20 protein-coding genes are annotated in these 23516 nt (G+C 71.2%); 10 read left to right on the forward strand and 10 right to left on the reverse strand.

All coding sequences use genetic code 11. The features are described 5' to 3' along the window. Nucleotides 1–61 precede the first annotated feature (61 nt). Together BLS56_RS25615 and BLS56_RS25620 are read right to left on the reverse strand one after the other, a co-directional pair. Nucleotides 62–559 carry a tetratricopeptide repeat protein gene (locus tag BLS56_RS25615; protein ID WP_091456044.1) on the reverse strand — a complete coding sequence of 166 codons (498 nt, stop codon included), beginning with the start codon at nucleotides 557–559 and terminating at the stop codon, nucleotides 62–64. Nucleotides 560–743: 184 nt separating this feature from the next. Beyond that, nucleotides 744–1478: an arginase family protein gene (locus BLS56_RS25620; protein WP_228771930.1), complete on the reverse strand. Its 735-nt coding sequence runs from the start codon at nucleotides 1476–1478 to the stop codon at nucleotides 744–746. Between the two features lie 61 nt (nucleotides 1479–1539). Between BLS56_RS25620 and BLS56_RS25625 the strand changes: the two genes are divergently transcribed. Further along, a complete protein-coding gene (locus BLS56_RS25625; RefSeq protein WP_091455867.1) occupies nucleotides 1540–2979 on the forward strand; it encodes an ankyrin repeat domain-containing protein in 1440 nt (479 codons plus the stop codon). Nucleotides 2980–3442: 463 nt separating this feature from the next. On the opposite strand, the gene BLS56_RS25630 is transcribed toward BLS56_RS25625, so the two are convergent. Then, on the reverse strand, nucleotides 3443–5848 hold the full coding sequence (locus tag BLS56_RS25630; RefSeq protein ID WP_091455869.1) for a Tex family protein: 2406 nt from the start codon (nucleotides 5846–5848) through the stop codon (nucleotides 3443–3445). Nucleotides 5849–6041: 193 nt separating this feature from the next. Here BLS56_RS25630 and BLS56_RS25635 point away from each other — a divergent pair, with 193 nt between their 5' ends. The 3 genes from BLS56_RS25635 to BLS56_RS25645 all read left to right on the forward strand — a co-directional run bounded on the left by BLS56_RS25635 (nucleotide 6042) and on the right by BLS56_RS25645 (nucleotide 8894). Continuing rightward, nucleotides 6042–6776, forward strand: coding sequence for a (Fe-S)-binding protein (locus tag BLS56_RS25635; RefSeq protein WP_091455872.1), 735 nt, complete (start codon nucleotides 6042–6044; stop codon nucleotides 6774–6776). An 85-nt stretch (nucleotides 6777–6861) separates the two neighbouring features. After that, on the forward strand, nucleotides 6862–8283 hold the full coding sequence (locus BLS56_RS25640; RefSeq protein ID WP_091456049.1) for a LutB/LldF family L-lactate oxidation iron-sulfur protein: 1422 nt from the start codon (nucleotides 6862–6864) through the stop codon (nucleotides 8281–8283). Beyond that, nucleotides 8280–8894 (forward strand): LutC/YkgG family protein, encoded by a 615-nt coding sequence (locus BLS56_RS25645; RefSeq protein ID WP_091455875.1) that lies wholly within the window; start codon nucleotides 8280–8282, stop codon nucleotides 8892–8894. Before BLS56_RS25640 ends, BLS56_RS25645 begins: the two co-directional genes overlap by 4 nt. Nucleotides 8895–9479: 585 nt before the next feature. On the opposite strand, the gene BLS56_RS25650 is transcribed toward BLS56_RS25645, so the two are convergent. Both BLS56_RS25650 and BLS56_RS25655 read right to left on the reverse strand, forming a co-directional pair. Next, entirely contained in the window at nucleotides 9480–9683 is a 204-nt protein-coding gene (locus BLS56_RS25650) for a cold-shock protein (RefSeq protein ID WP_091455878.1), read from the reverse strand. Nucleotides 9684–10141: 458 nt separating this feature from the next. Further along, nucleotides 10142–10711, reverse strand: coding sequence for a TetR/AcrR family transcriptional regulator (locus BLS56_RS25655; protein WP_091455881.1), 570 nt, complete (start codon nucleotides 10709–10711; stop codon nucleotides 10142–10144). Between the two features lie 62 nt (nucleotides 10712–10773). Between BLS56_RS25655 and BLS56_RS25660 the strand changes: the two genes are divergently transcribed. Both BLS56_RS25660 and BLS56_RS25665 read left to right on the forward strand, forming a co-directional pair. Continuing rightward, complete coding sequence (locus tag BLS56_RS25660) at nucleotides 10774–11871, forward strand: FAD-dependent monooxygenase (protein ID WP_091455883.1); 1098 nt, start codon at nucleotides 10774–10776, stop codon at nucleotides 11869–11871. A gap of 103 nt (nucleotides 11872–11974) precedes the next feature. Beyond that, nucleotides 11975–12616 (forward strand): M50 family metallopeptidase, encoded by a 642-nt coding sequence (locus BLS56_RS25665; RefSeq protein WP_091456052.1) that lies wholly within the window; start codon nucleotides 11975–11977, stop codon nucleotides 12614–12616. 42 nt (nucleotides 12617–12658) lie between these two features. Here BLS56_RS25665 and BLS56_RS25670 read toward each other — a convergent pair whose 3' ends face one another. Continuing rightward, nucleotides 12659–13414, reverse strand: coding sequence for a class I SAM-dependent methyltransferase (locus BLS56_RS25670; protein WP_091455886.1), 756 nt, complete (start codon nucleotides 13412–13414; stop codon nucleotides 12659–12661). Nucleotides 13415–13486: 72 nt separating this feature from the next. On the opposite strand from BLS56_RS25670, the gene BLS56_RS25675 reads away from it, so the two are divergent. From BLS56_RS25675 to BLS56_RS25690, 4 genes are all read left to right on the forward strand, one after another. Further along, nucleotides 13487–14737, forward strand: a complete 1251-nt coding sequence (locus BLS56_RS25675; protein WP_228771932.1) for an aldehyde dehydrogenase family protein — start codon at nucleotides 13487–13489, stop codon at nucleotides 14735–14737. 151 nt (nucleotides 14738–14888) lie between these two features. Then, nucleotides 14889–16667: an aa3-type cytochrome oxidase subunit I gene (ctaD, locus tag BLS56_RS25680; RefSeq protein WP_091455888.1), complete on the forward strand. Its 1779-nt coding sequence runs from the start codon at nucleotides 14889–14891 to the stop codon at nucleotides 16665–16667. 209 nt (nucleotides 16668–16876) lie between these two features. Beyond that, nucleotides 16877–18109 carry a phosphoserine phosphatase SerB gene (gene serB, locus BLS56_RS25685; RefSeq protein ID WP_091455890.1) on the forward strand — a complete coding sequence of 411 codons (1233 nt, stop codon included), beginning with the start codon at nucleotides 16877–16879 and terminating at the stop codon, nucleotides 18107–18109. Continuing rightward, nucleotides 18106–18876: a peptidyl-tRNA hydrolase gene (locus BLS56_RS25690; protein WP_091455892.1), complete on the forward strand. Its 771-nt coding sequence runs from the start codon at nucleotides 18106–18108 to the stop codon at nucleotides 18874–18876. Before serB ends, BLS56_RS25690 begins: the two co-directional genes overlap by 4 nt. Nucleotides 18877–18993: 117 nt before the next feature. Here BLS56_RS25690 and BLS56_RS25695 read toward each other — a convergent pair whose 3' ends face one another. The 4 genes from BLS56_RS25695 to xrtP form a co-directional block, all read right to left on the reverse strand. Next, a complete protein-coding gene (locus BLS56_RS25695) occupies nucleotides 18994–19308 on the reverse strand; it encodes a hypothetical protein (protein WP_091455893.1) in 315 nt (104 codons plus the stop codon). Between the two features lie 39 nt (nucleotides 19309–19347). Beyond that, entirely contained in the window at nucleotides 19348–21390 is a 2043-nt protein-coding gene (locus BLS56_RS25700) for an ATP-dependent DNA helicase (RefSeq protein ID WP_175483046.1), read from the reverse strand. An 81-nt stretch (nucleotides 21391–21471) separates the two neighbouring features. Further along, nucleotides 21472–22839, reverse strand: a complete 1368-nt coding sequence (locus tag BLS56_RS25705; protein WP_175483047.1) for a glycosyltransferase family 2 protein — start codon at nucleotides 22837–22839, stop codon at nucleotides 21472–21474. Nucleotides 22840–22894: 55 nt separating this feature from the next. Beyond that, nucleotides 22895–23434 carry an exosortase P gene (gene xrtP, locus BLS56_RS25710; RefSeq protein WP_228771933.1) on the reverse strand — a complete coding sequence of 180 codons (540 nt, stop codon included), beginning with the start codon at nucleotides 23432–23434 and terminating at the stop codon, nucleotides 22895–22897. Nucleotides 23435–23516: the final 82 nt, after the last annotated feature.

A 23516-nucleotide genomic window follows, 5' to 3' on the forward strand; every position in this document is an offset into this window, starting at 1 on the left:
CTCGACTCGTCTGACGGCGCGACCGTCCAGTACGCGTGTCTTTCCGTTTCCGGCCACAGCATCAGCCCTGGTCCGGCTCGACCAGCGCCCGGGCGTAGTTCGCCATCGACCGCTGATACCGGGGCAGATGCCTGGCCAAAGCCCCCACCGCCACCGAAACCGCCTCCCGCTCCCGCCCGACGTCGGTGAGCGCCAACGCGAGCACCGTCGCCACCGCGTCATCCAGGTGATCGGACCCCCGTCCCAACTCGTCGGTGAGCAATTCGACGCTTTCCCTCGACCGCCCGACATTCCGCAGCGAACTGGCCAACTGGATCACGGCCCGCCGCCGCCGCTCCCCGACCAGGCCCCGCTCAAGCGCCTGCCGATTCAGCGGCACCGCCCGCCCGGAGTCCCCGGTCGAGTCGAACGAACAGGCCCGCTCGAACGCGGCCACCGCACTGCCTTCCGGCAACTCGGCCACCAGCCCCTCGATCACCCCGCGAAACTCCGACTCCTCCCGCTCGCCAAGGGAAGCCCAAGCCGCCGCCAACCGCCGTTCCCACTCGTCTTCGGTCACGATCCCAGCCTCGCACACCCACTCTCCCCGCCCCGCGAATCACCCCTCGCTCCTGCAACCAGCAGCGCGGCGAACTCGCATCAGGCGAGGCGAACTCCGCCAAGCCGCGCACCCGCGGGAGGTATCCCTACCGGGAAACTTGAATCCACTGAGGACCGACGTTGGAGCCCGCTGTCGCGTGTGGTCATGCACCCAGCAACGCGGAGATCAGGCGCGCCCGGATCGGGCCGTCGTTCTCGGTGGGCGGGTGCCAGGGCAGGGACAGATGCGTGGCCGCCACGCGGCCGGTCGCCGCCACCTGTCGCGCGGCGGTGAGCACGGCGTCGGTCGAGGGGCCGTTCGGCACCGGGAACAGCAGCCCCGGCAACTCGGCCGCGTCGATCACGTCCACGTCTATGTGCAGCAGCAGCGGGCCGTCCGGCAGGTCGGCCAGATCGCCGACCCCGACCCGCCGCACGCGGGCGCCCGCGAGGAAGTCGGCTTCGGCGGGGTCGAGGTCGCGGGCGTCCACGAGCACCGCGCGGCCCTCGGGCAGCGGTCGCAGGCCGAGCGGCTCGGCGGCCAGGTCGGCGTGCGCGCCGAGCACGAGGCGCAGCGCCATGCCGCCGAGGTAGCCGGAGGTCGAGGACTCAAGGGTGTGCACATCGCCGTGGGCGTCGAACCAGATGACGGCCGCGTCGATCCCGGCCCGCTGGAGTCCGGCGAGGACCCCCAGGGTGACCAGGCAGTCGCCGGACAGCACGGTCGGCTGATCATGGGCGGCGACGGCGTCGGCCACCGCGGCGTGCAAAGCGTTGAGGCGCGGCCACAGCGCGCCCTCCGGAAGATCCGGCCGGACGGTGACAGTCGGCTCGCGCAGCGGGATCGTGTCCGGCGGCAGCGGTTCGTCTTGGTGGTAGGGCACGAGGATCGTGGTCACTGCCGGACTGTATTGCGCGATCCGGTGGGAGCGCTGGGGATTTCCCAGTAGCGTCGAACGCGTGGCCGCCCGCGACTTGCCTGACAACGCCAAGCTGGAAGACCTTGAGAAGCAGGCGCGAGACCTGCTCGACCAACACGCCGCTGGCGGGGCGTGGGCAACCGCCCTGGTCGAGAAGTTCCTCCCGTCAGCCCCGCCGACTGTCGAGTCCGCCCGCCTGGTGGTGGCCCGCCAGTACGACTTCCCCGAGTGGCAAAGCCTGGTCGACCACCTGCGCCTGATCGAGCGGCACACCCGCTTCCCGCACCGGGCCACCGACTTCGCCGACCCGGCCGACGAGTTCCTGGCCCACGCCTGCCTCACCTACGGCGTGGACAGCCCACAACGGGTCGAACGCGCCGCCGCCCTGCTGGCCGAGCACCCCGCGATCGCCGACTCCGATATCCACACCGCCGCCGCCCTCGGCGACGCCGACCGCACCCGCGCGCTGCTCGCCCACGACCCGACCCTGGCCACCCGCCCCGGCGGCCCGCACGACTGGGAGCCGCTGCTCTACCTCGCCTACTCCCGGTTGGACGGCGGCGACCCACTCGCCACCGCGAGCCGGCTCTTGGACGCGGGAGCCGACCCCAACGCGGGTTACCTCTGGGAAGGTCTGCCTTCCCCGTTCACCGCCCTCACCGGCGTCCTCGGCGAAGGCGAGGACGCCGCGAACCAGCCACAACACCGCCTGGCCATCCCCCTTGCCCGCCTCCTATTGACCGCGGGCGCCGACCCCAACGACAGCCAGGCCCTCTACAACCGCATGTTCGGCCGCGACGACTCCCACCTGCGCCTGCTCTTCGAGTTCGGCCTGGGCACCGGCGACGGCGGACCGTGGCACGCCCGCCTTGCCCCTCGCCACCCCACGCCCGCCGAGATGCTGCACGACCAACTTCTCTGGGCCGCCGCGAACAACCACCCCGACCGCGTCGCCCTCCTCCTGTCACACGGTGTCGACCCGAACGCCGACTTCCCCGGTCACCCGGCCCACCACGGCCGCGGCCCACTGGAGTTGGCCATCCGCGCGGGCAACACCGAAATCGCCGACCGGCTGACAGCGGCGGGCGCCCACCCGGTCACCCTGGACGAGGTGGCCCTCCTGGTCGCCGCCGCCCTCCGCGGCGACGCCACCGCGGTCCACGCCGCACCCCCCGACCTGCTGGCTCGCGCCAAGAACGAACACCCCCACGCCGTCGTCCAAGCGGCCATACAGGCCCGCCCCACCGCGATCCGTGTGCTCACCGAAGCAGGCTGGGACATCAACGCCGCGGCCAGGGAAACCGCCCTGCACCAGGCGGCGTTCACCGGAAACCTGCCCTTGGTGCGCTTGCTCCTGAACCTTGGAGCCGATCCGTCCACAGAGGACTTCGAGTTCGGCTCCACACCCCTGGACTGGGCCGAACACAACCACCAGCACGAGGTGGCGGCCTTCCTGCGGTCGTATAGCCCCACTTCCTGACCGAACAACCGCCGAACGCGCCACCGAGCAAAACGACGCAAGTGTTCCGCACGCCAGTGCACACGCGACCGTGCCGCTTCGCGACCGTGCCGCCTAGGCACGCTCCCGCGCGGCCAGGTCGCCAGCGCCGCTACTCGGACACGCCCCCGCCAAGCAGGGGCACACCGCCGTCCGGATGCCAGCCATGCCTCGGGAGCCTGCCACCGCAGGCGTCCCCGAAGGCCCGCAAAGGCACGCCCTCGTCACCATGTTCACCCTGCGGCAGGCGGGCAACGCATCACCGACCCGCCGCCGCAGAAGGCAGGCGAACCGCGCCGGTCAACGCACAAGCCCGACCAGCGGCAGGCTCAGTCAAGCCGCCCACAGACGCCCGGGACCGCCTGATCAGCAGGCAGCACCCACCGTGGGCCGACCCGCTGATCGCGGCTAGGCGGCCAATCCCCGTCTGGGCACGGCTCGCGGGTCAGCCCTTGTAGCCCGCCCTCCGCAACGCGTCTGCCAAAGCGCCACCCCCCGCCGCAGGTGCCTCGTTCCGCCGCTGGCCGCGCGCCGCGCCCTGCCCCCGGCCGCCGTTGCCGGAGCCGTTGCCGCCGGAGCCGTTGCCCTGGCCCCGGTTCCCCCGGCCGCCGTCGTTCCGTCGTTGTCCGCCGGAGGTCGCGGTGCCCGGGGCGGGGATCTCGTCGTCCAGGCGCAGTGTCAGCGAGATGCGCTTGCGGGGGATGTCGACGTCGAGGACCTTCACCTTGACCACGTCGCCCGACTTGACCACGTCGCGGGGGTCCTTCACGAACGTCCTCGACAGCGCGGAGACGTGGACCAAGCCGTCCTGGTGCACGCCGATGTCCACGAACGCCCCGAAGGCCGCGACGTTGGTGACCACGCCCTCCAGCGTCATCCCCGGCTTGAGGTCGCCCAGCTTCTCCACGCCGTCGGCGAAGGTCGCCGTCTTGAACGCGGGTCGCGGGTCGCGCCCCGGCTTCTCCAGTTCGGCCAGGATGTCGGTGACCGTCGGCAGACCGAACTTTTCGTCGACGAACTCCTGCGGCCGCAGGGCGCGCAGCTTGCCGGTGTTCCCGATCAAGGACGGCAGGTCGCCGCCGGTCTTGGCCAGGATGCGCCGCACCACCGGGTAGGCCTCGGGGTGCACGCTGGACGAGTCCAGCGGGTCGTCGCCGGACGGAATCCGCAGGAAGCCCGCGCACTGCTCGAACGCCTTGGCGCCCAGTCGCGGCACGTCCTTCAAGCCCGTGCGCGAGCGGAACGGCCCGTTGGCGTCCCGGTGGGCCACGATGTTCTCCGCGAGACCGGCGCCGATGCCGGACACCCTGGTCAGCAGCGGCGCCGACGCGGTGTTGACGTCCACCCCGACGCCGTTCACACAGTCTTCGACCACCGCGTCCAGCGAGCGCGACAGCTTCACCTCGGACAGGTCGTGCTGGTACTGGCCGACCCCGATCGACTTCGGGTCGATCTTGACCAGCTCGGCCAGCGGGTCCTGCAGGCGCCGCGCGATCGACACCGCGCCGCGCAGCGACACGTCCAGGCCGGGCAGTTCCTGCGAGGCGTACGCCGAGGCCGAGTACACCGACGCGCCCGCCTCGGACACCACGATCTTCGTCAGCGCCAGCTCGGGGAACTTCTTGATCAGCTCGCCCGCCAGCTTGTCGGTCTCCCGGGAGGCCGTGCCGTTGCCGATCGCGATGAGGTCGACCTTGTGCCGGGCCGCCAGCCTGCCCAGGGTCACCAGCGCCTCGTCCCACCGCTGCTGGGGGACGTGCGGGTAGATCGTCTCGGTGGCCACGACCTTGCCCGTCGCGTCCACGACCGCGACCTTCACCCCTGTCCGGAAGCCCGGGTCGAGGCCCATCGTCGTGCGTGACCCCGCGGGCGCGGCCAGCAGCAGGTCGCGCAGGTTCGCCGCGAACACGCGCACGGCCTCGTCCTCGGCCGCCTGGCGCAGCCGGGCGCGCAGATCGATGCCGAGGTGGACCAGGATGCGGGTCCGCCACGCCCACCGCACGGTGTCCGACAGCCACTTGTCACCGGGACGGCCCTGGTCGGCAACGCCGAACCGCTGCGCGATCCGCACCTCGTATTCGCTGCGCACCGGGGGGATCACGGTCGGGTCGACATCCGGGTCCGGCTCAAGGGAGAGTTCGAGGACCTCCTCCTTCTCGCCCCGGAACATCGCCAGGATGCGGTGCGAGGGCAGCTTGCCGAACGGCTCGGAGAAATCGAAGTAGTCGGCGAACTTCGCGCCGTCCTCTTCCTTGCCCTCGCGCACCTTCGATGCCAGCACGCCCTTGGTCCACATGCGCTCGCGCAGCTCGCCAATCAGGTCGGCGTCCTCGGCGAACCGCTCGACCAGAATGGACCGCGCCCCGTCGAGCGCGGCCGTGGCGTCCGCGACGCCCTTCTCCGCGTCGACGAACCCGGCCGCGACCTCGCGCGGGTCCTGTGACGGGTCGTCGAGCAGCCGGTCGGCCAGCGGCTCCAGCCCGGCCTCCCGGGCGATCTGCGCCTTCGTGCGCCGCTTGGGCTTGTACGGGAGGTAGATGTCTTCCAGCCGGGCTTTGGAGTCCGCCGCCATGATCTGCGCGGTCAGCGCGTCGTCCAGCTTGCCCTGCTCCCGAATGGAGTCGAGCACGGCCGTGCGCCGGTCCTCCAGCTCGCGCAGGTACCGCAGCCGCTCTTCGAGCTGACGCAGCTGCGCGTCGTCCAGAGTGCCGGTGACCTCCTTGCGGTAACGCGCGATGAACGGCACCGTGGCGCCGCCGTCGAGCAACTCGACCGCGGCGGTCACCTGCCGCTCCCGCACGCCGAGTTCCTCGGCGATGCGCTGATGGATCCCCTGCGCTGGCGCTGTCATCGCTCCCGCTTCCGCTCCTTGGCACGTCCCTGACCCGCATTGTGTCGGACTCCGCGGCGTCGTGGGAGCCAGGGGGCACGGGCCTGTGGATAACTTCGGCCTGTGGATAACTTCGTCCGGCCCATCGCCGGACGTGCAATAAAGGACAGCGACACGCCACGACGGCACGAGACTGGACTGGAAGGGAGGACCGATGCGCGTAGGGCTGTTCGTGACCTGCTTCAACGACACCTTGTTCCCCGCGTCGGCACGCGCGGTCGTGCGCGTGCTGGAAAGGCTGGGGCACGATGTGGTGTTCCCGGTCACGCAGACGTGCTGCGGCCAGATGCACTTCAACACCGGCTACCAGCGGGAATGCGTTCCCCTGGTGCGCAAGTTCGTGGACGACTTCGCGGGCATCGACCATGTCGTGTCGCCCTCGGCGTCGTGCGTGGCGATGGTGCGCGAGTTCCACCCGAGGGTCGCCGAGATCGCCCGGGACGCCGGGCTTGCCCGAGCCGTGGCCGACACCTCGCCGCGGGTGCGCGAGTTCACCGAGTTCCTGGTCGACGTGCTTGGTGTGACCGATGTCGGCGCCGCTTTCCCCCATCGGGTGACTTATCACCCGACCTGCCACGGCTTGCGGACGCTGGGCCTGGCCGATCGCCCGACCAGGCTGCTTCGGGCGGTCCGCGGTCTGCGCCTGGTCGATTTGCCGGAAGCCGAGCAGTGTTGCGGGTTCGGCGGCACGTTCGCGCTGAAGAACGCGGACACATCGGTCGCCATGGGCGCGGACAAGTCCCGGCACGTCCGGGAGACCGGGGCGGAGGTGCTGGCTGCGGTGGACAATTCGTGCCTGATGCACGTCGGCGGCCTGCTCTCCCGCCAACGTTCAGGCGTTCGGGTGATGCATGTGGCGGAGATCCTGGCGAGCGGGGAGGGCCCATGAGCGAGCTTGCGAGCGAATCATCGACGCAGTGCGTAGGCCCGCGAGGCCACCGAACTTGTGAGGTGGCCCGGTGAGCGGGGTGTGGATGGGGATGCCCGCGTTCCCCGAAGCCGCTCGGGAAGCGTTGGCGGACGGGCAACTCCGGGCGAACCTGCGCACCGCCACGGGCACGATCCGGGCGAAGCGGGCGGCGGTCGTCGGCGAGCGGGCGGACTGGGAGCGGTTGCGGCTGGCGGGTCGCGCGATCAAAGACCGGGCACTGCGCGATTTGGACACCTACCTCGTGCGGTTGGAGGAACGGGTGACCGAGGCCGGGGGAGTGGTCCACTGGGCCCGCGACGCCGCCGAGGCCAACCGAGTCGTGATCGAGTTGGTGCGGGCCGCCGGTTCCGACGAGGTGGTCAAGGTCAAGTCGATGGCCACCCAGGAGATCGAGTTGAACGAGGCGTTGGCCGATGCCGGGATCACCGCCCACGAGACCGACCTGGCCGAGCTGATCGTCCAACTGGGACAAGACCGGCCCTCGCACATCCTGGTCCCGGCGATTCACCGCAACCGGTCGCAGATTCGCGATCTGTTCCGCCGCGCGATGCCCGGAGCGCCCGCGGACCTGACCGACGATCCGGTGGCCCTGGCCGCCGCGGCTCGGGAACACCTGCGCCGCAAGTTCCTCTCCGCCAAGGTGGCGGTGTCCGGGGCCAACTTCGCCGTCGCCGAGACCGGGTCGCTCGTGGTGGTCGAGTCCGAGGGCAACGGCCGGATGTGCCTGACCCTGCCCGAGGTCCTGATCAGCGTGGTCGGCATCGAGAAAGTGGTGCCGACCTGGGCCGATCTGGAGGTGATGCTGCAACTGCTGCCGCGCTCGTCCACCGGCGAGCGGATGAACCCCTACACCTCCACCTGGCGCGGCGTCACCCCTGGCGACGGTCCCCGCGAGTTCCACCTGGTGCTGTTGGACAACGGGCGCACCGCCGCGCTCGCCGACGACATCGGGCGGGACGCGTTGCGCTGCATCCGTTGCTCGGCCTGCCTCAACGTCTGCCCGGTCTACGAGCGCACGGGCGGGCACGCGTACGGGTCGGTGTACCCGGGGCCGATCGGCGCGATCTTGACGCCGCAGTTGCGCGGGGTCGACGCCGACCCCGTTTCCGCGAGCCTGCCGTACGCGTCGACCTTGTGCGGCGCGTGCTACGAGGTCTGCCCGGTGCTGATCGACATCCCGAAGGCGCTCACGCACCTGCGTGGCCAGGTCGTGGACGCCCACCGCGGCAAGCCTTCCGCGGAACGCCTCGGCATGGGGCTGGCCGCGTGGGTGTTCGCCCGCGCGGGCAGATTCGCCGCCGCGCAACGGCTTGCCGCCCTGGGCGGCCGCGTCCTCGCGCGGAAGGGGCGCATAGGCAGGCTTCCGGGTCCGCTCGCCGGGTGGTCCGACGCCCGCGACGCTCCCGTGCCCGCCGAGGAAACCTTCCGCGAGTGGTGGCTGAAGAACCGAGGGGAAAGCCGATGAGCGCCCGAGCCGAGATCCTCGCCCGCATCCGCACTGCCCTGGGTGAGACACGGGAACCCGTTGCCGTTCCCCGGGATTACCACCGTGACGCGGGCGACATCGACGTGGTGGCCCTGTTCCAGGAGCGCGCGGCGGACTACCGCGCGGTCGTGCGCAGGGTCGCGGAGGTCGAGCTTCCCGCCGCGATATCCGACGCGTTACGCACGGCGAAGGCGCGCGCCGTCGTCGTCCCGCCGGACCTCCCAGCCGCCTGGGTGTCCGAAGTGGAGGGAGAAACCCGGCGCGACGAGCCGGCGCTGTCGGTGGCCGACCTCGACAGCGTGGACGCCGTGCTCACCGGATGCGCCGTCGCCATCGCGGAGACGGGCACCGTCATCCTCGACGCGGGTCCGGGACAGGGACGGCGGGCGCTCACCCTCGTCCCGGACGTCCACCTGTGCGTGGTCCGCGCGGCCCAGATCGTCGGCACAGTGCCGCAAGCCGTCGAAGCCGTCGACGGCGCCCGGCCGCTGACCTGGATCAGCGGCCCGTCGGCCACCAGCGACATCGAACTGCATCGGGTGGAGGGGGTGCATGGTCCACGAAACCTCGTGATCCTCATCGCCGAATGACAGCGCTCCGCCGCGCTTCGCGCCACCGCAAGGAGGGGACAGCACACCAGAAGGCTAAGAGCCAGAGGAAACGGCAGGACCAGCCTCGCGAAACACCGTCGCACCCTTGGGTTTTCCGACGGAGCCGTTCCGATCGGCGATGTCGGGTGCGGGGACGGTCGCGGCGACGCTGTTCCGGTGGCGACATACCCGTGGCATCCGAGACCGCCGCCGCGCTGTGGCCGCCCAGTGCGCATGTTGTTGGCGTGCCGGGGTTTCGGGCCAGCACGGGAAGCCGCGCGTTCGGAATCGGCTGCGCTGCCGCAGGTTGCCCTGGCTCATCGGTCCCCGGAGAGCCGCGGCCAGGCGGACGAACGTGACCTCGTCACACCCGGGGCGCGCGAACCACGGCCCTGCCGCGTCCCACCGCGGGCCTGCCGCGGTTCGCCACGCCAGCCACCCCCGGTGAGGGTGGTTGCCTTACGGGGGCGCTTCATGCCGTGGGGGCGAGGGCGTCGCGCTTTCCTTGCGGGGCTTCGTGCTGTGCGCGGAACGGGCCCCGCTCCGAGTGGAACGAGGCCCGTTCGGCAAAGACAGGGTCAGGCTTCAGATTACGGTCACACCGGTGGCCTGCGGGCCCTTGGTGCCCTGGCCGACCTCGTAGCGCACCTTCTGGTTTTCCTCCAGAGTCCGGAAGCCGCTCGACTGGATCTCCGAGTAGTGCACGAACACGTCGGAGCTGCCGTCATCGGGGGCGATGAACCCGAAGCCCTTCTCCGAGTTGAACCACTTGACGGTGCCCTGGGCCATGCTTATCTCCTAGACGTCCTGCTTGCGGTGACCGCTGCTGCGGACACCGGTCACCACCGGTGGTGGAGGGCCGAACCGCCACCGCGCGAACACGGTGGCGAAGCGAGCGACCACTGTCAGTCAACCACAACACGGGGTCTGGGGCGAGGCTCCGCGACCACCTTCACGCGGAGGTGGGCACGCCGGGAATCCAGCACCCCCAACGGTCACAGAGCCGAACGGCGGCAGCGGCGCCGTGGCATTCGGCCGCGCCGCGCCGGGGTCGGCGCAGCAGGCGCGGGTAGTCGGACGAGCATGTCGGCAGGTCCTGCTCCCTTGCCGGTTCACGTGGTGTTCGGGTGATTCGATGTCAACGTCGCTTGCCCCTGGCTGCCGTCACGTGCTCGACTTCTGTCCGCAACGCCTGCACACCCCGACGAATGGGAAAAACGGGATGCGGCGCGGTAAGCGGGGCACTCTTACTCCGCGAGCATCCCGGCGAGCAGTTCGTCGAAGGAGTCCCGTGTCTGCTCGCCGCTCAGCGTGACCCGGCCCGCGCCCGCGATCCGGTCGAAGATCGCCCCGTCGAGGAAGGCCACCAGGGCGCGGCCCTGGCGCTCCGGCGCGGTCGCGCCAGCCGCGGACAGCAGGGCCGCGGCCAGTTCCCGGTAGCGCTCGCCGACCGCGACCAACGCGGCGCGCAGTTCCGGGCGGCGGGTGGCTTCCAGGGACAGCTCGTACCGGGCCACCATCCGGTCCCGGTTCACCGTCGCCGCGCGGTCGACCATCGCCGCGATGATCGCCGCCAGCTGGGCGGCGTCCACCCGATCGGGGATCGGCGTGATCGGGGTCAGGTCCGCCGTGTCCAGCGTCGCCAGCCGGTCCACCGTCGCCGCCAGCAGGGCCTGCCGGGTGCGGAAGTAGTACGAGCTGGAGCCCTCCGGCAGCCCTGCCGCGCGGTCGACAGCGCGGTGGGTGAGCCCGCGTAGGCCGTCACGGGCGAGGGTGGTTATCGCGGCGTCGGTTATCTGGTCGCGGCGGTCTGTCACGGGCTTCCTCCCCGGGTCTCTACAAGCGTAGAGTGGCTCTACGGATGTAGAGGAGGCGCGCCATGCGGACAGCGGCGGTGATTGGTGGCGGTATCGGCGGGCTCGCGGTCGCGGCGGGACTCGCGCGACGGGGCTGGGCGGTGCGGGTGCACGAGCAGGCGGCGGCGTTCGGCGAGGTGGGGGCCGGAATCTCGATCTGGGGCAACGCGCTGCGGGCGCTGGACGTGCTCGGAGTCGGGGACGCGGTGCGCGACGCCGGCGCGCGTCCTGGGCGGGGCGGCTTCCGGAACCGGCGCGGCCACTGGATCTTGCGCGGGTCTGGCGAACCCGGCGACCTGGTCATGGTGCACCGCGCCGACCTGCTGCGCATTCTGCTCGGCGCCGTTCCCGCCGAGGCCCTGCGCCCCGGTGAGCGGCGGCAGGACTTCCGCGTCGAGGGCGGCAGGGCCGTGATCGGTGAGGAAACCGTGGATCTCCTTATCGGCGCGGACGGTATGCACAGCGCTGTCCGGCGCGCGTTCTGGCCGGACGCGCCCGGCCCCGTCTACACCGGCCACACCGCGTGGCGGATGGTGCTTCCGGCCGCCGGGATCGAGCCGTTCGACGGCAGCGAGACCTGGGGCGCAGGAGACATCTTCGGCGCGTTCCCGATGGGCGCGGACCAGATCTACTGCTACGCGGCGGCGGTGCTCCCCGCGAACACCCGCCTGAACAGCGAGCGGGCCGAGTTGCGCCGCCGGTTCGCGGGCTGGCCGGAGCCGATCCCGTCGCTGCTTGCCGCCGTCGCGGAAGACGCCGTGTTGCGCCACGACCTGTACTACCTGCCGCCGTTGCCCTCTTATGTCCACGGCCCGGTAGCACTGGTCGGCGACGCGGCCCACGCCATGTCGCCCAACCTCGGGCAGGGCGCGTGCCAGGCGCTGGAGGACGCGGTCACCCTCGCCGCCCTGGCCGGCACCGAGGACGGGCTGCGCCGGTACGACGAACTGCGCAGGCCGCGCAGCCAGTGGGTCTCGGCCCGCTCGCGGATGGCCGGAAAGCTCAACCACGTGGCCAACCGGCCCGCCGCCGCGCTGCGTGACACCGCTCTGCGCCTGCTGCCGGACGCGCTGCTCCGCCGCTCCACCGCGCCCTTGCTCGACTGGCGTCCGCCGACCTAGGCCCTGCCCGAGGCAGGACCTAGGGGAAACTCGGGGTGTGCGCCTCTCCCAACCCGACCTCTGGCAGCAGATCTTCGGCGACCAGTGGCAGCCGCCCGCGACGATGGTGCTGGTCACCGCCGCGTTCGCGATCGTCGTGGTCACCGTCAACGTCCTGTGGCGGCCCGCCCGCAACGTGATCACCATCGTGCACGAGGCCGGGCACGCCCTGGTCGCCGTGCTCGCGGGCAGGCGGCTGTCCGGCATCCGCCTGCACTCGGACACCTCCGGGGTCACCGTCTCGCGCGGCAAACCGGAGGGGCCGGGGATGGTGTGCACCGCGCTCGCGGGCTATATCGCGCCGTCGCTGCTCGGGCTCGCCTTCGCCGCGCTGCTGGGCGCCGACCGGGTCTCGGCCGTGCTGGTGATCTGCGCGCTGCTGCTGTTCGCGGTCCTGGTCATGATCCGCAACGCCTACGGGGTGCTGTCGATCGTCGCCACCGGCGCGGTGCTGTTCGCCGTGTCGTGGTTCGCCACCGACGAGGTCCAGGCCGCGTTCGCCTACCTGATCGCCTGGTTCCTGCTGCTCGGCGGGGTCCGGCCGGTCGCGGAGCTCCAGTCCAAGCGCAGGCGCGGGCACGCCCGTGACTCCGACGCCGACCAGCTGGCCCGCCTCACCGGGGCGCCCGGCTTCTTCTGGGTGGGCTCGTTCGCGCTGATCAACCTCGGCGCTCTTGTCCTCGCTTGCGGCTGGCTCTTGCTCTGACCGCAGGCCTCATTATCCAGGCCTCTTATCCAGGCCTCTTGTTCAGGCCAGGGTGGCGCCGACGAACTGGGTCACCCCCGCGAACCGGGTCTCGACCTCGGTGAAGCCGCGTTCGACGAGCAGGTTCGCGATCTCGTCCCGGTCGAACATCCGCTGGCCGGACAGCGCGCCCAGCACGGTGTCCGCAGCGCGGGCGGGCTGCCAGGGGTGCCGGGCCGTGGTCAGCAGGGCCACGCGCCCGCCGGGGCGCAGCACCCGGGCGAACGACGACAGCGCCACCGCGGGCTCGGCGAACATGTGCAGCGCCGCGAAGCAGCACACCGCGTCCACGGACGCGTCGCGCAGGGGCGGTCGGACGGCGTCGGCGCGCAGGTAGGCCACCGGCGCGGTCCGCGGTGTGGCGGCGACGGCCTTCTCGAGCATCGGCACGGACGCGTCGAGGCCCACCGCGAGACCGTCCGGGCCGACCGCGTCACCGAAGTGCCGGGTAAAGCCGCCGGTTCCGCACGCGACGTCGAGGACAGTGCTACCGGGCGCCAACCCGAGCAGCCGCACGGCCAAGGAGCGCTCGTCCGCCATGCTCGGCCCGGCCTGCCCCTTGGCGACCCGCCCGAGAGCGGGCCGCCACCAGCGCTCGTAGACCGTCGGGACAAGACCGGTGCGCATAAGCCGCTGCGCCAGACCGGTCGGCGGCCCCGCCTGGTCGGCCTCTCCCAGGAGGTCCAGGTAGCCGTGCGCGGTGTCGGGGGTGGCGGGTGGCTCGGCCAGCAGGTCGAGCAGGGCGCGGTGCGGGGTCACGCCGCCATCGGACCACGGACGTCAATGAGGCACACTTTGATCCTCCGACCAGGCAGGACGAAGGGATCCACCGTGTCCGACGAGCAGACCCCCGGCGAGATCGGCGACCTCGTCGCCGCGTGCGCGGCCAAGGCGTCCTCGGCCGCGCCGTCGCTGGCGGGCGCCGCCGACGAGACCATCGACAACGCGATCGGCGAGATGGCCGCCCGGCTGTCCTCCTCGCGCGCGAAGATCCTCGCCGCCAACGCCGAGGACATCGCCGCGGCCGAGGAGTCCGGGATGAGCAGCGGCCTGCTCGACCGGCTGCGCATCACCGAAGAGCGCCTGGAGGGCATGGCAGAGCAGCTTCGGCTGCTCGCCTCGGTCCCGCACCCGGCCCGGTCGGCCCAGATCGGCACCCTCGACGGCGGCCTGCGGCTGGTGGAGCTGCGCAGGCCGGTCGGCGTCATCGGCGCCAACTACGAGGCGCGCCCGAACGTGACCGTCGACGTGGCCTCCCAGCTGGTCAAGTCGCGCAACGCGGGCGTCCTGCGCACCGGCTCAGCGGCCCTGCGCTCGGCCACCGCCCTGCTGCGGCACGTCGTCGCGCCCGCCCTGTCCGACGCCGACCTCGACCCCGACGCCGTCCAGCTCGTCCCCAGCGCCGACCGCGCGGCCGCCGGGGCGCTGGTGGAGCTGCCCGACCTGGTGCCGCTGGTCATCCTGCGCGGCAGCGGCGAGAGCACCCGCGAGCTGGGCCGCCGCGCCGCGGCCGTGGGGGTCCGCACGCTCGCGCACGCCGACGGCGGGGGAGTCCTGTACTACGACGCCAAGGCCGACCCCGAGTTCGCCGCCGACCTCATCCGCCGCAGCCTCGACCGGCTCGGCGTGTGCAACCGGCTCAACCTCCTGCTCATCCACCGTGACGTCTACGACACCGCGCTGCCCGGGGTCCAAGCGGCCCTCGACGCGGTCGGCGTGCGCGCATCGCTGCCCCCGCACGAGCACCCCATCGGCTACGAGTGGGCGCTCGACGCCGAACGCGAGTCGACCGTCACCATCGCGCCGGTCGAGGATTTGCGGCACGCCGCGCGGATTGCCAACAAGGAGACCTCCGGACTCGCCGCCGGAATTGTCACCGAGGACAAAGCCGCCGCGGAGGAATTCATCTCCGCCTACACCGGCACCGGCGTGTTCTGGAACGCCCCGACCCGCCTGCTCGACGGGTTCAAGCTGCTCGGAGTGCCCGAGACGGGCATCAACATCGACCGGGTGCCCGGTCCCCGCGGTCCGGTCACGTTCACGGATTTGTGCCTTCGTCAATACGCGGTGCTGCCGGTGTGAGCTGCGCAACCGCCGCGGAGCGAGTTATCCACAGCACACCCCGCCCACCCGCGCCACGCCGGTTTGGGCGGGCTACGATCCCCCGTGAGTCGGGCAATCGACTCACGTTTGACCCGAGTCATCCCACCACGACGGAGTGCAGGAGGCAGGAGTGACGGCAGTAGCCCCGCAGCCGATCGCCACGCGGCCGTATCCGGCCCGCGAGACGGCCAAGGGTTCGTACCTGCTGCGGCTGTTCCGCACGACGGACCACAAGCAAATCGGCATCATGTACCTGGTCACGTCGTTCGCCTTCTTCATGGTGGGCGGCGCGATGGCCATGCTGATCCGCAGCGAGCTGGCCGTCCCCGGGCAGCAGTTCCTGTCGCAGGAGCAGTACAACCAGCTGTTCACCATGCACGGCACGGTCATGCTGCTGCTGTACGCGACGCCGATCCTGTTCGGCTTCGCGAACTTCATCCTGCCGCTGCAGATCGGCTCGCCGGACGTGGCGTTCCCGCGCCTCAACGCCTTCTCGTACTGGCTGTACCTGTTCGGCGGCATCATCGTGATGACCGGGTTCCTCACCCCGGGCGGCGCGGCCGACTTCGGCTGGTTCGCCTACACGCCGCTGTCGGACAAGATCCACTCTCCGGGCGTCGGCGCGGATCTGTGGATCACGGGCCTGGCTGTCGGTGGTCTGGGCACCATCCTGGGCGCGGTCAACATGCTCACCACGATCGTGTGCCTGCGCGCGCCCGGCATGACCATGTTCCGGATGCCGATCTTCACCTGGAACATCCTCATCACCAGCCTGCTGGTGCTGCTCGCGTTCCCGATCCTCACCGCGGCGCTGTTCGGCCTGCTCGCCGACCGCCAGCTCGGGGCGCACGTGTTCGACCCCGCCAACGGCGGCGTCATCCTCTGGCAGCACCTGTTCTGGTTCTTCGGGCACCCCGAGGTCTACATCGTCGCGCTGCCGTTCTTCGGCATCGTGTCGGAGATCTTCCCGGTGTTCAGCCGCAAACCGCTGTTCGGCTACCGCGGCCTGATCTACGCGACCCTGGGCATCGCCGCGCTGTCGGTGACGGTGTGGGCGCACCACATGTACGCCACCGGCGCGGTGCTGCTGCCGTTCTTCTCCTTCATGACCTTCCTCATCGCGGTCCCGACCGGTGTGAAGTTCTTCAACTGGATCGGCACCATGTGGAAGGGGCAGCTGACCTTCGAGACGCCGATGCTGTTCAGCGTCGGCTTCCTGGTCACGTTCCTCTTCGGCGGCCTGACCGGCGTGCTGCTCGCCGCGCCCGCGATCGACTTCCACGTGTCCGACACGTACTTCGTCGTCGCGCACTTCCACTACGTGCTCTACGGCACGATCGTGTTCGCGACGTTCGCTGGCATCTACTTCTGGTTCCCGAAGATCACCGGCCGGTTCCTGGACGAGCCGCTGGGCAAGCTGCACTTCTGGACCACGTTCATCGGCTTCCACGGCACGTTCCTCGTCCAGCACTGGCTGGGCAACGAGGGGATGCCCCGCCGCTACGCCGACTACCTGGCCAGCGACGGCTTCACCGAGCTGAACATGGTCTCCACCATCGGTGCCTACATCCTGGGCGCGTCGACGCTGCCGTTCATCTGGAACGTGTTCAAGAGCTACCGCTACGGCGAGATCGTCACCGCCGACGACCCGTGGGGTTACGGCAACTCGCTGGAGTGGGCCACGAGTTCGCCCCCGCCGCGGCACAACTTCACCGAGCTGCCGCGCATCCGGTCCGAGCGCCCCGCCTTCGACCTGCACTATCCGCACATGGTCGAACAGGGACACGCGGACAAGTACGTCGGCCTGATGGGCGGCAGCCACGGCCAGCCGCCCGCCCCGTCGGAGATCCTCGCCGAGAAGATGAACCCCGACGAGATCTCCAAGGGCGACCCCAAGTTGCCCAACTGACCTGATTGGTCGGTATTGAACGCGAGAACGACTGCGGGTGGATCGGAGACCGGTGACGGCCTTCGCGCCACCCGCAGTCCGCTGTCCGGGCTCGACGCTGCGCCCTTGACGATCCCCAGGCCGACTTGGGGACGCTCACCGCCTGCCACCCCAACGCAGCCTCGGACCTCGCGGTCACGGGTCTGCCCTGTCCTGGGAGACATCGGATCGTGTCCGCAACACCTGGCGCCCAGCACACGCCCGTCCTGATCACCGTGACCGGCCCGGACAAGCCCGGGGTGTCGTCGGTGCTGTTCGCGGTGCTGACCCGGCACGGCGTCGAGATCCTCGACGTCGAGCAGGTCGTCATCCGGGGGCAGCTTGTGCTCGGGGCGCTCGTCGCCACCGACCACGACGCGGAGGAACTCCAGGAGACCGTCGAGCAGGCCATGGCGACGGTGTCCATGCGGGTGGACGTGGAGGTCGGTGTCGACCCGCAGCAGACCAGGACCGGGTCGTCGCACGTGCTCGTGGTCCTCGGCAGGCCGGTCACCGCCCGCGCGTTCGGCGAGGTCGCCCGCAGGCTCGCCGCGCTTGAGGTGAACATCGACGCCATCCGCCGCGTCGCCGACTACCCGGTGACCGGGCTGGAGCTGCGGGTTTCCGTGCCGCAGGACACCCCCGTCGCCGACGCGGCCCTGCGGTCCGCGCTGGCCGAGCTGTCGGTAAGGGTCGGCCTCGACATCGCCGTGGAGCGCGACTCGCTGTCCCGGCGCGCGAAGCGCCTCATCGTCTTCGACGTCGACTCGACTCTGATCCAGGGCGAGGTCATCGAGATGCTGGCGGCCAAGGCGGGCTGCGAGCAGCAGGTCCGCGAGATCACCGAGGCCGCCATGCGCGGCGAGATCGACTTCACCGAGTCCCTGCACCGCCGCGTCAAGCAACTCGCCGGTCTGCCCGCGACGGTGCTCGACGAGGTCGCCGACGCGCTGGAACTCACCCCCGGTGCCCGCACCACGGTCCGCACCCTCAAGCGCCTCGGCTTCCGCTGCGGCGTCGTCTCCGGCGGCTTCACCACGGTCATCGACCGCCTGGTGGACGAACTCGGCCTCGACTTCCACGCCGCGAACACCCTGGAAGTCATCGACGGCGTCCTCACCGGCCGCGTCATCGGCGACGTCGTGGACCGCGAGGGCAAGGCCGTCGCCCTCCGCCGCTTCGCCGACGACTACGAGATCCCCCTGGCCCAGTGCGTAGCCGTCGGCGACGGCGCGAACGACATCGACATGCTCTCCACCGCGGGCCTGGGCATCGCCTTCAACGCCAAACCCGCCCTCCGCGAGGTGGCCGACACCGCCCTGTCCCACCCCTACCTCGACGTCGTCCTGTTCGTCCTCGGCGTCACCCGCGCCGAAGTGGAGGCAGCCGACGCGGCCGACGGCATGGAGCTGGAACGCCTGTGAGCATCCTGGACCCGTTGGCGGCCCGCTACGCCACCTGGCTGAGCCTCCCCCCGGAAGCCACTAACGACACAGCGGGCGAAGACCCGGAGAACGTCCGCGCGATGCCGGTCGTTCTGCGCATAGACCGCGATCCACTTCCCGCGCGGACCCCACTGCTGGAAGCCGCGGCCGCCGCGGCGATCGCGGTCTGCCTGGACCCGAGAGCCGAACCCGAGGGCCCATGGCACGAGGAGGTGGACACCTGGGTGCGCGGCCGTATCCGCAAGGTCTCCCGCCGCGCCAGGGGCGCGCACTGGGCGGCGGTCCAGGAGCTGCCCGGCGTGACAGTCGAGGTCGACGGAGCCGCCGCCCGCGCCCTGGTCCCCGGCCGCGTGGCCGCCGCTCCCCGCGAGGTCTCCCGGCTCCAGATCTCCGGCAGCGAGCTTCCCGACGACGAACCCGGCCCTGTTCCCGCCGACACCCCGGTGCTCTGGTGCAATCCCCACGTCCCGATGACGGCAGGGAAGGCGGCGGCCCAAGTCGGTCACGCCACCATGCTCTTGGCGGCCCTCTTGCACGCTTCCGGCCAACACGACCGCTTGCGCGCTTGGTCCACCCGCGACTTCCGCTGCGCTGTCCGCACTCCCACGGCCGAGCGGTGGGCTGCCCTGCACCCCGGCGCCGACCCCGACCTGGCCTGGCGCACCCACACCGTGGTCGCGGTCCGCGACGCGGGTTTCACCGAGGTCGCCCCCGGAACGGTCACCATCCTCGCCCAGTGGCCCTGAACCTGGACAAGCCGAAGAAACTCAGCCCTCCTGCCAACCGCACCTAACGTTGCCGGGCACTCCACCCCATCGAGCAGACAGACCTAAGCCAGCCACCCCACCGAGCAAACCCCAGAGTCAGCGCTGCCAGACGACGAAGAGGCCGTCCTCGGTGGTGGTCATGGCTTCGACAAACGCGTCGTTGTCGAAGTTGGGCAGAGACTGGAGCCGAGCCATCAGCTCATCGGCGGAAGGGTCGCCAGCCGGGACGGCGCAGCCGCCGCCGCCCTGCTTCATCAGCAGGAAGAACACGTCCTCTTTCCACGGTCCTTCCGGGGTGGTCCGGATGGCGACTTCGGCCAGGTCAGCCCAGGACACGGTTTCCTCGTTGCCGTCAGCCAGGAGGCGCCGGACGCCGTCGTCGTCGACTGTGATGCCGGAATTGCCTGACACGCGACCTCCGTGGGTGGAACCGTTCAACTGGGGGGATGCTCAGGGTGTGGCGGCGGCGTCGAGTCTGCGGAGGGCGGCGCGGACCACTTCGGGGTCCGTCGTCGGCCAGAAGGGCGGCAGTGAGGCGCGCAGGAAACCGCCGTAGCGGGCGGTGGCCAGCCGGGGGTCGAGGATGGCCACGACGCCGCGGTCGTTGGTCGACCGCAGGAGCCTGCCCGCGCCTTGGGCGAGCAGGAGGGCCGCGTGGGTGGCGGCCACGGTGAGGAAGCCGTTGCCGCCGCGGGCCTCGACGGCGCGTTGGCGGGCGGAGGCGAGCGGGTCGTCCGGGCGGGGGAACGGGATGCGGTCCATGATCACCAGCGACAGCGCCGGGCCGGGCACATCCACCCCCTGCCACAGCGACAGGGTGCCGAACAGGCACGTCGCCGGGTTCTCGGCGAACTTCTTGACCAGCAGCGACGTCGAGTCCTCGCCCTGGCACAGGATTTCCTGGTCCAGCTTTTCCCGCAGCGCCGCGGTGGCCTGCTTGGCCGCGCGCATCGAGGAGAACAGGCCCAGTGTCCGGCCGCCCGCCGCCTCGACCAGCTCGCGCAGCTCGTCCAAATAGGCCGAGGGCAGGCCATCCCGACCTGGGGGCGGCAAGTGGGGGGCGGTGTAGAGGATGCCCGCGCGGCCGTGGTCGAACGGGGAGCCGACGTCGAGGCCGCGCCACCGGATGGTGTCGTCGTCGGACGGCGCCTCCTTGTCGGTGGCCGCGCCGTCGGCCTTCACCCCGGCGCGCTGGCTGCCGGGCAGACCCCACTGCTTGGCCAGCGCGTCGAACGTGCCGCCCAGGGTGAGCGTCGCCGAGGTCAGGACCGTCGTGTTCGCGCCGAACAGGCGCTCGCGCAGCAGCCCGGCCACGCCCAGCGGGGCCACCCGCAGCGTCGGCGGGCGCGGGGTGCCTGAGCCGTAGTCGCCGGTGACCCACACGACGTCGCGGCGGGCGGCGACGTCGGACCCGAACGACTCCAGCACCCGCACGGCCGTGTCGTGGACCTCTTCGAGGACCGAGATCGCGAGCTTGCGCGCGGTCGCGGCCTCGATGTCGCCCTGGCGCTCGGGACCGAGGGCGCTGACGCAGTTGTGGGCGGCGTCGCGGATCGCGGTCAGGGTGATCCGGATCGGCTCGGGCAGCGTGTCGAGCCTGCCCGCCTGCACGTCCTCCAGCACCATCGCCAGGCCTTCGCCCGCTTCGGTGAGCCGGTCGGCGGTGTCTTCCTCGATGATCCGGCCGACCCGGCGCGCGGCGATGGCCACCGAGGTCGCGGAAAGCTCGTCGGTGGCAGCCGAGGTGACCCGGTCGACCAGGTCGTGCGCCTCGTCGATGATCACCACGTCGTGCTCGGGCAGCACCTGGGCGCTGCCGAGGGCGTCGATGGCCAGCAGCGCGTGGTTGGTGACCACGACGTCCGCGCGGCCCGCCTCCGCCCTGGCGCGCTCGGCGAAGCAGTCGGTGCCGACCGGGCAGCGGGAAACCCCCAGGCACTCGCGGGCCGAGACCGACACCTGCCGCCACGACTGGTCGGACACGCCGGGCACCAGTTCGTCCCGGTCGCCCGCCTCGGTGTCGCTCGCCCACTCGCGCAGGCGGGTGACCTCGCGGCCGAGCCGGGACACCGCGAACGGGTCGAACAAGACCTGGTCGTCGGGGTCCTCTTGGGGGCCGCCGTCGAGCCTGTGCAGGCACAGGTAGTTGCGCCTGCCCTTGAGGATGGCGAACGTCGGGGTGCGGCGCAGCGACTTGGCAAGCGCTTTCGCCAGCCGGGGCAGGTCGCGGTCGACCAGCTGCCGTTGCAGCGCGATCGTGGCCGTGGAGATGACCACCGTCTTGTTCTTCTCCACCGCGTGCCGCACCGCCGGGACCAGGTAGGCCAGCGACTTCCCGGTGCCGGTGCCCGCCTGGACGGCCAGGTGATCGCCGGTGCGGATGGCGTCGTGCACCGCCTCGGCCATCTCGACCTGGCCCGGCCGCTCCGCCCCGCCCACCGCGGCGACCGCGGTGGCGAGCAGGTCGCGCAGCGAAGGGAGGGTGTCCGGCACAGCGAAGACGGTACCGGTGGGGTCCGTCAGCCCGGCCCAGCGGTCGGCCGTGTCGGCTGTCAGGTGGACGGTAGGCGGGGCTCAGAAGGCGGGTTCGGTGTTTCTCCGGGTCTTCGTCCACCCGTTGTGGCCGCGGAGAAGCCGGATCGCGGCCCGCCAAGAGGTTATGTAGAAGGTGTAGATGTAGAGCGCGTAGGCGAATCCGTATGCGAGCGCGCGCGGGAAGCTGGTGGAAGGCTCGCACCGTTTCCGGTAGATCGGCCCCCAGATGACGAACGGGAGCAGGCCGAACGATCCGTACACGACGAACAGGACCCAGGCGCCGTCGGTGAAGAACCAGGTGCACACCTCACCGGGCTCGGTCGCGGTGCGGAACGCCAGCAGGATGAACGGCATCGGGTAGACCACGGTGCCGAGTAGCTGCATCCAGGGCTGCGCCAGGTAATAGAGCATCTCGGCGGCGCCGAGAGTGGACAGGTAGCGGGAGTCCCAGATGCGGCGGAGGTACCGGGAGCACTGCATGGTGCCCTGCCCCCAGCGGGTGCGCTGGGCCAGGAACCGCCGCAGGCTGTAGAGCCCTTCCTGGTCGACGTGGGTGTCCATGGTGAAACCGGTCTTCCAGCCCTCGGTGAGCAGGTGGACGCCCAGCTCGAAGTCCTCCAGCAGCGCCCCGCGCCACGGGCCGCGGGCCTCGGCGATGGAGTCCAGCGCGGACAGGCGGGTGAACTGGCCGTTGCCGCCCATCGCGATCGTGCCCGTGTGGCCGCGGGAGAGCTGGATGGCCGCGATGGCCCCGCGGAACTCCAGGTCCTGCATCCGGACCATGGCCAAGCCGAACGCGCGCCGCACGCGGCCGCCCCCGGGCGGCGGGACGCCCCGGTTGATCATCCGCACGTCGATCTGCACCGCGCCGATGCGCGGATCACCGAAGAGGTGGTCGGCGGCGCAGACCGACAGGCAGTCAGGCGCGGGTCTGCCGTCGGCGTCGACCACGACCACGACCACACGGCTGGGATCGGTGTGCCTGCCCAGCCACTCCTTCAGCGCGCGGTAGGCCGAGTTCAGCGCCTCGCCCTTGCCGGTGCGCGCGTCCGGCCTGCGGCGGCTGATCAGGTGCAGGCGGCGGTCGCCGCCGTGGCGGGGGCCGCGCAGCCCCGTGACGACGCTGGCGGTGCCGTCCTCGGAGGCGTCGTCGATCACCCACACGTGGGCGCGCGGGAAGTGCTCGCGCAGGTAGCGGACCGTGCCGCCGATGACGGCTTCCTCGTCGCGGCATGGCACGAAGAAGTGCCAGTCGAACCGGTCCGGGTCGCCCGGTTCGGCTCGGCGGCGGCGCAGGTAGGGCACCACGATCAGGCAGACGTAGGTCAGGAAGGCGACGCTCATGGTGAGCGCGAGCGCCTGGGTGAACCCCATCAGCAGCGACAGCCTCACCAGCCCACCTCGCATGGCCGGTGGCCTCGCGCGCCCACGCGCTGTGTCGACTGTTCGCTCGCAAGCTCGTTCACGGGACCGCCTTAGGGTCGCGGGTGGACAGCCACACGAACGACACCAGCGCCGCGGCGCCGCCGAGCACGCTGACCATCGACCCGAGCAGCGTGTGGCCCCAGTAGTAGCCGCGGTCCGCGCCCAGCCAGCCCACCAGGCCGACCAGGGTGAGGATGCGGAGCTGGTTCACCACGATCACGGCGAGGCCTGCGAAAGCCAGGGCCGTCAGCACCCGCTTGCTGACCCGAGGCCGCAGCGTGATCATCGCGGCGCCGACGACGAGCATCGGCAGCATGAGGAACGCCGAGGTGCACTCGGGGCTCATCCGCAGCCCGAACGCGTGGTCGGTCCCCAGTCCGAAGTAGACGGACTGGCGCTCGGCGGCCAGGTGCACTCCCGACGAGGTCATCAGCCGCAAGATCGCGCTGGCCAGGAACATCTCCGCGGCCCGGTAGACCCGGTTCCCGATAACCAGCGCCACAGCGAGCGCGGCGAGCGCGCCGACCAGGAGCCGGGTGCTCGCCGTGGTCCGGGACGGCGATTCGGCTGACACCACCGTCGCCTCCCTCAGTCCGCCAGTCCAGCAGGATCATCGGCGGGACCGGCAATGCGCGCGATCGCTGAATGGGGTGGTCTTC

Source organism: Actinokineospora iranica (assembly GCF_900101685.1).
Taxonomy (GTDB): domain Bacteria; phylum Actinomycetota; class Actinomycetes; order Mycobacteriales; family Pseudonocardiaceae; genus Actinokineospora; species Actinokineospora iranica.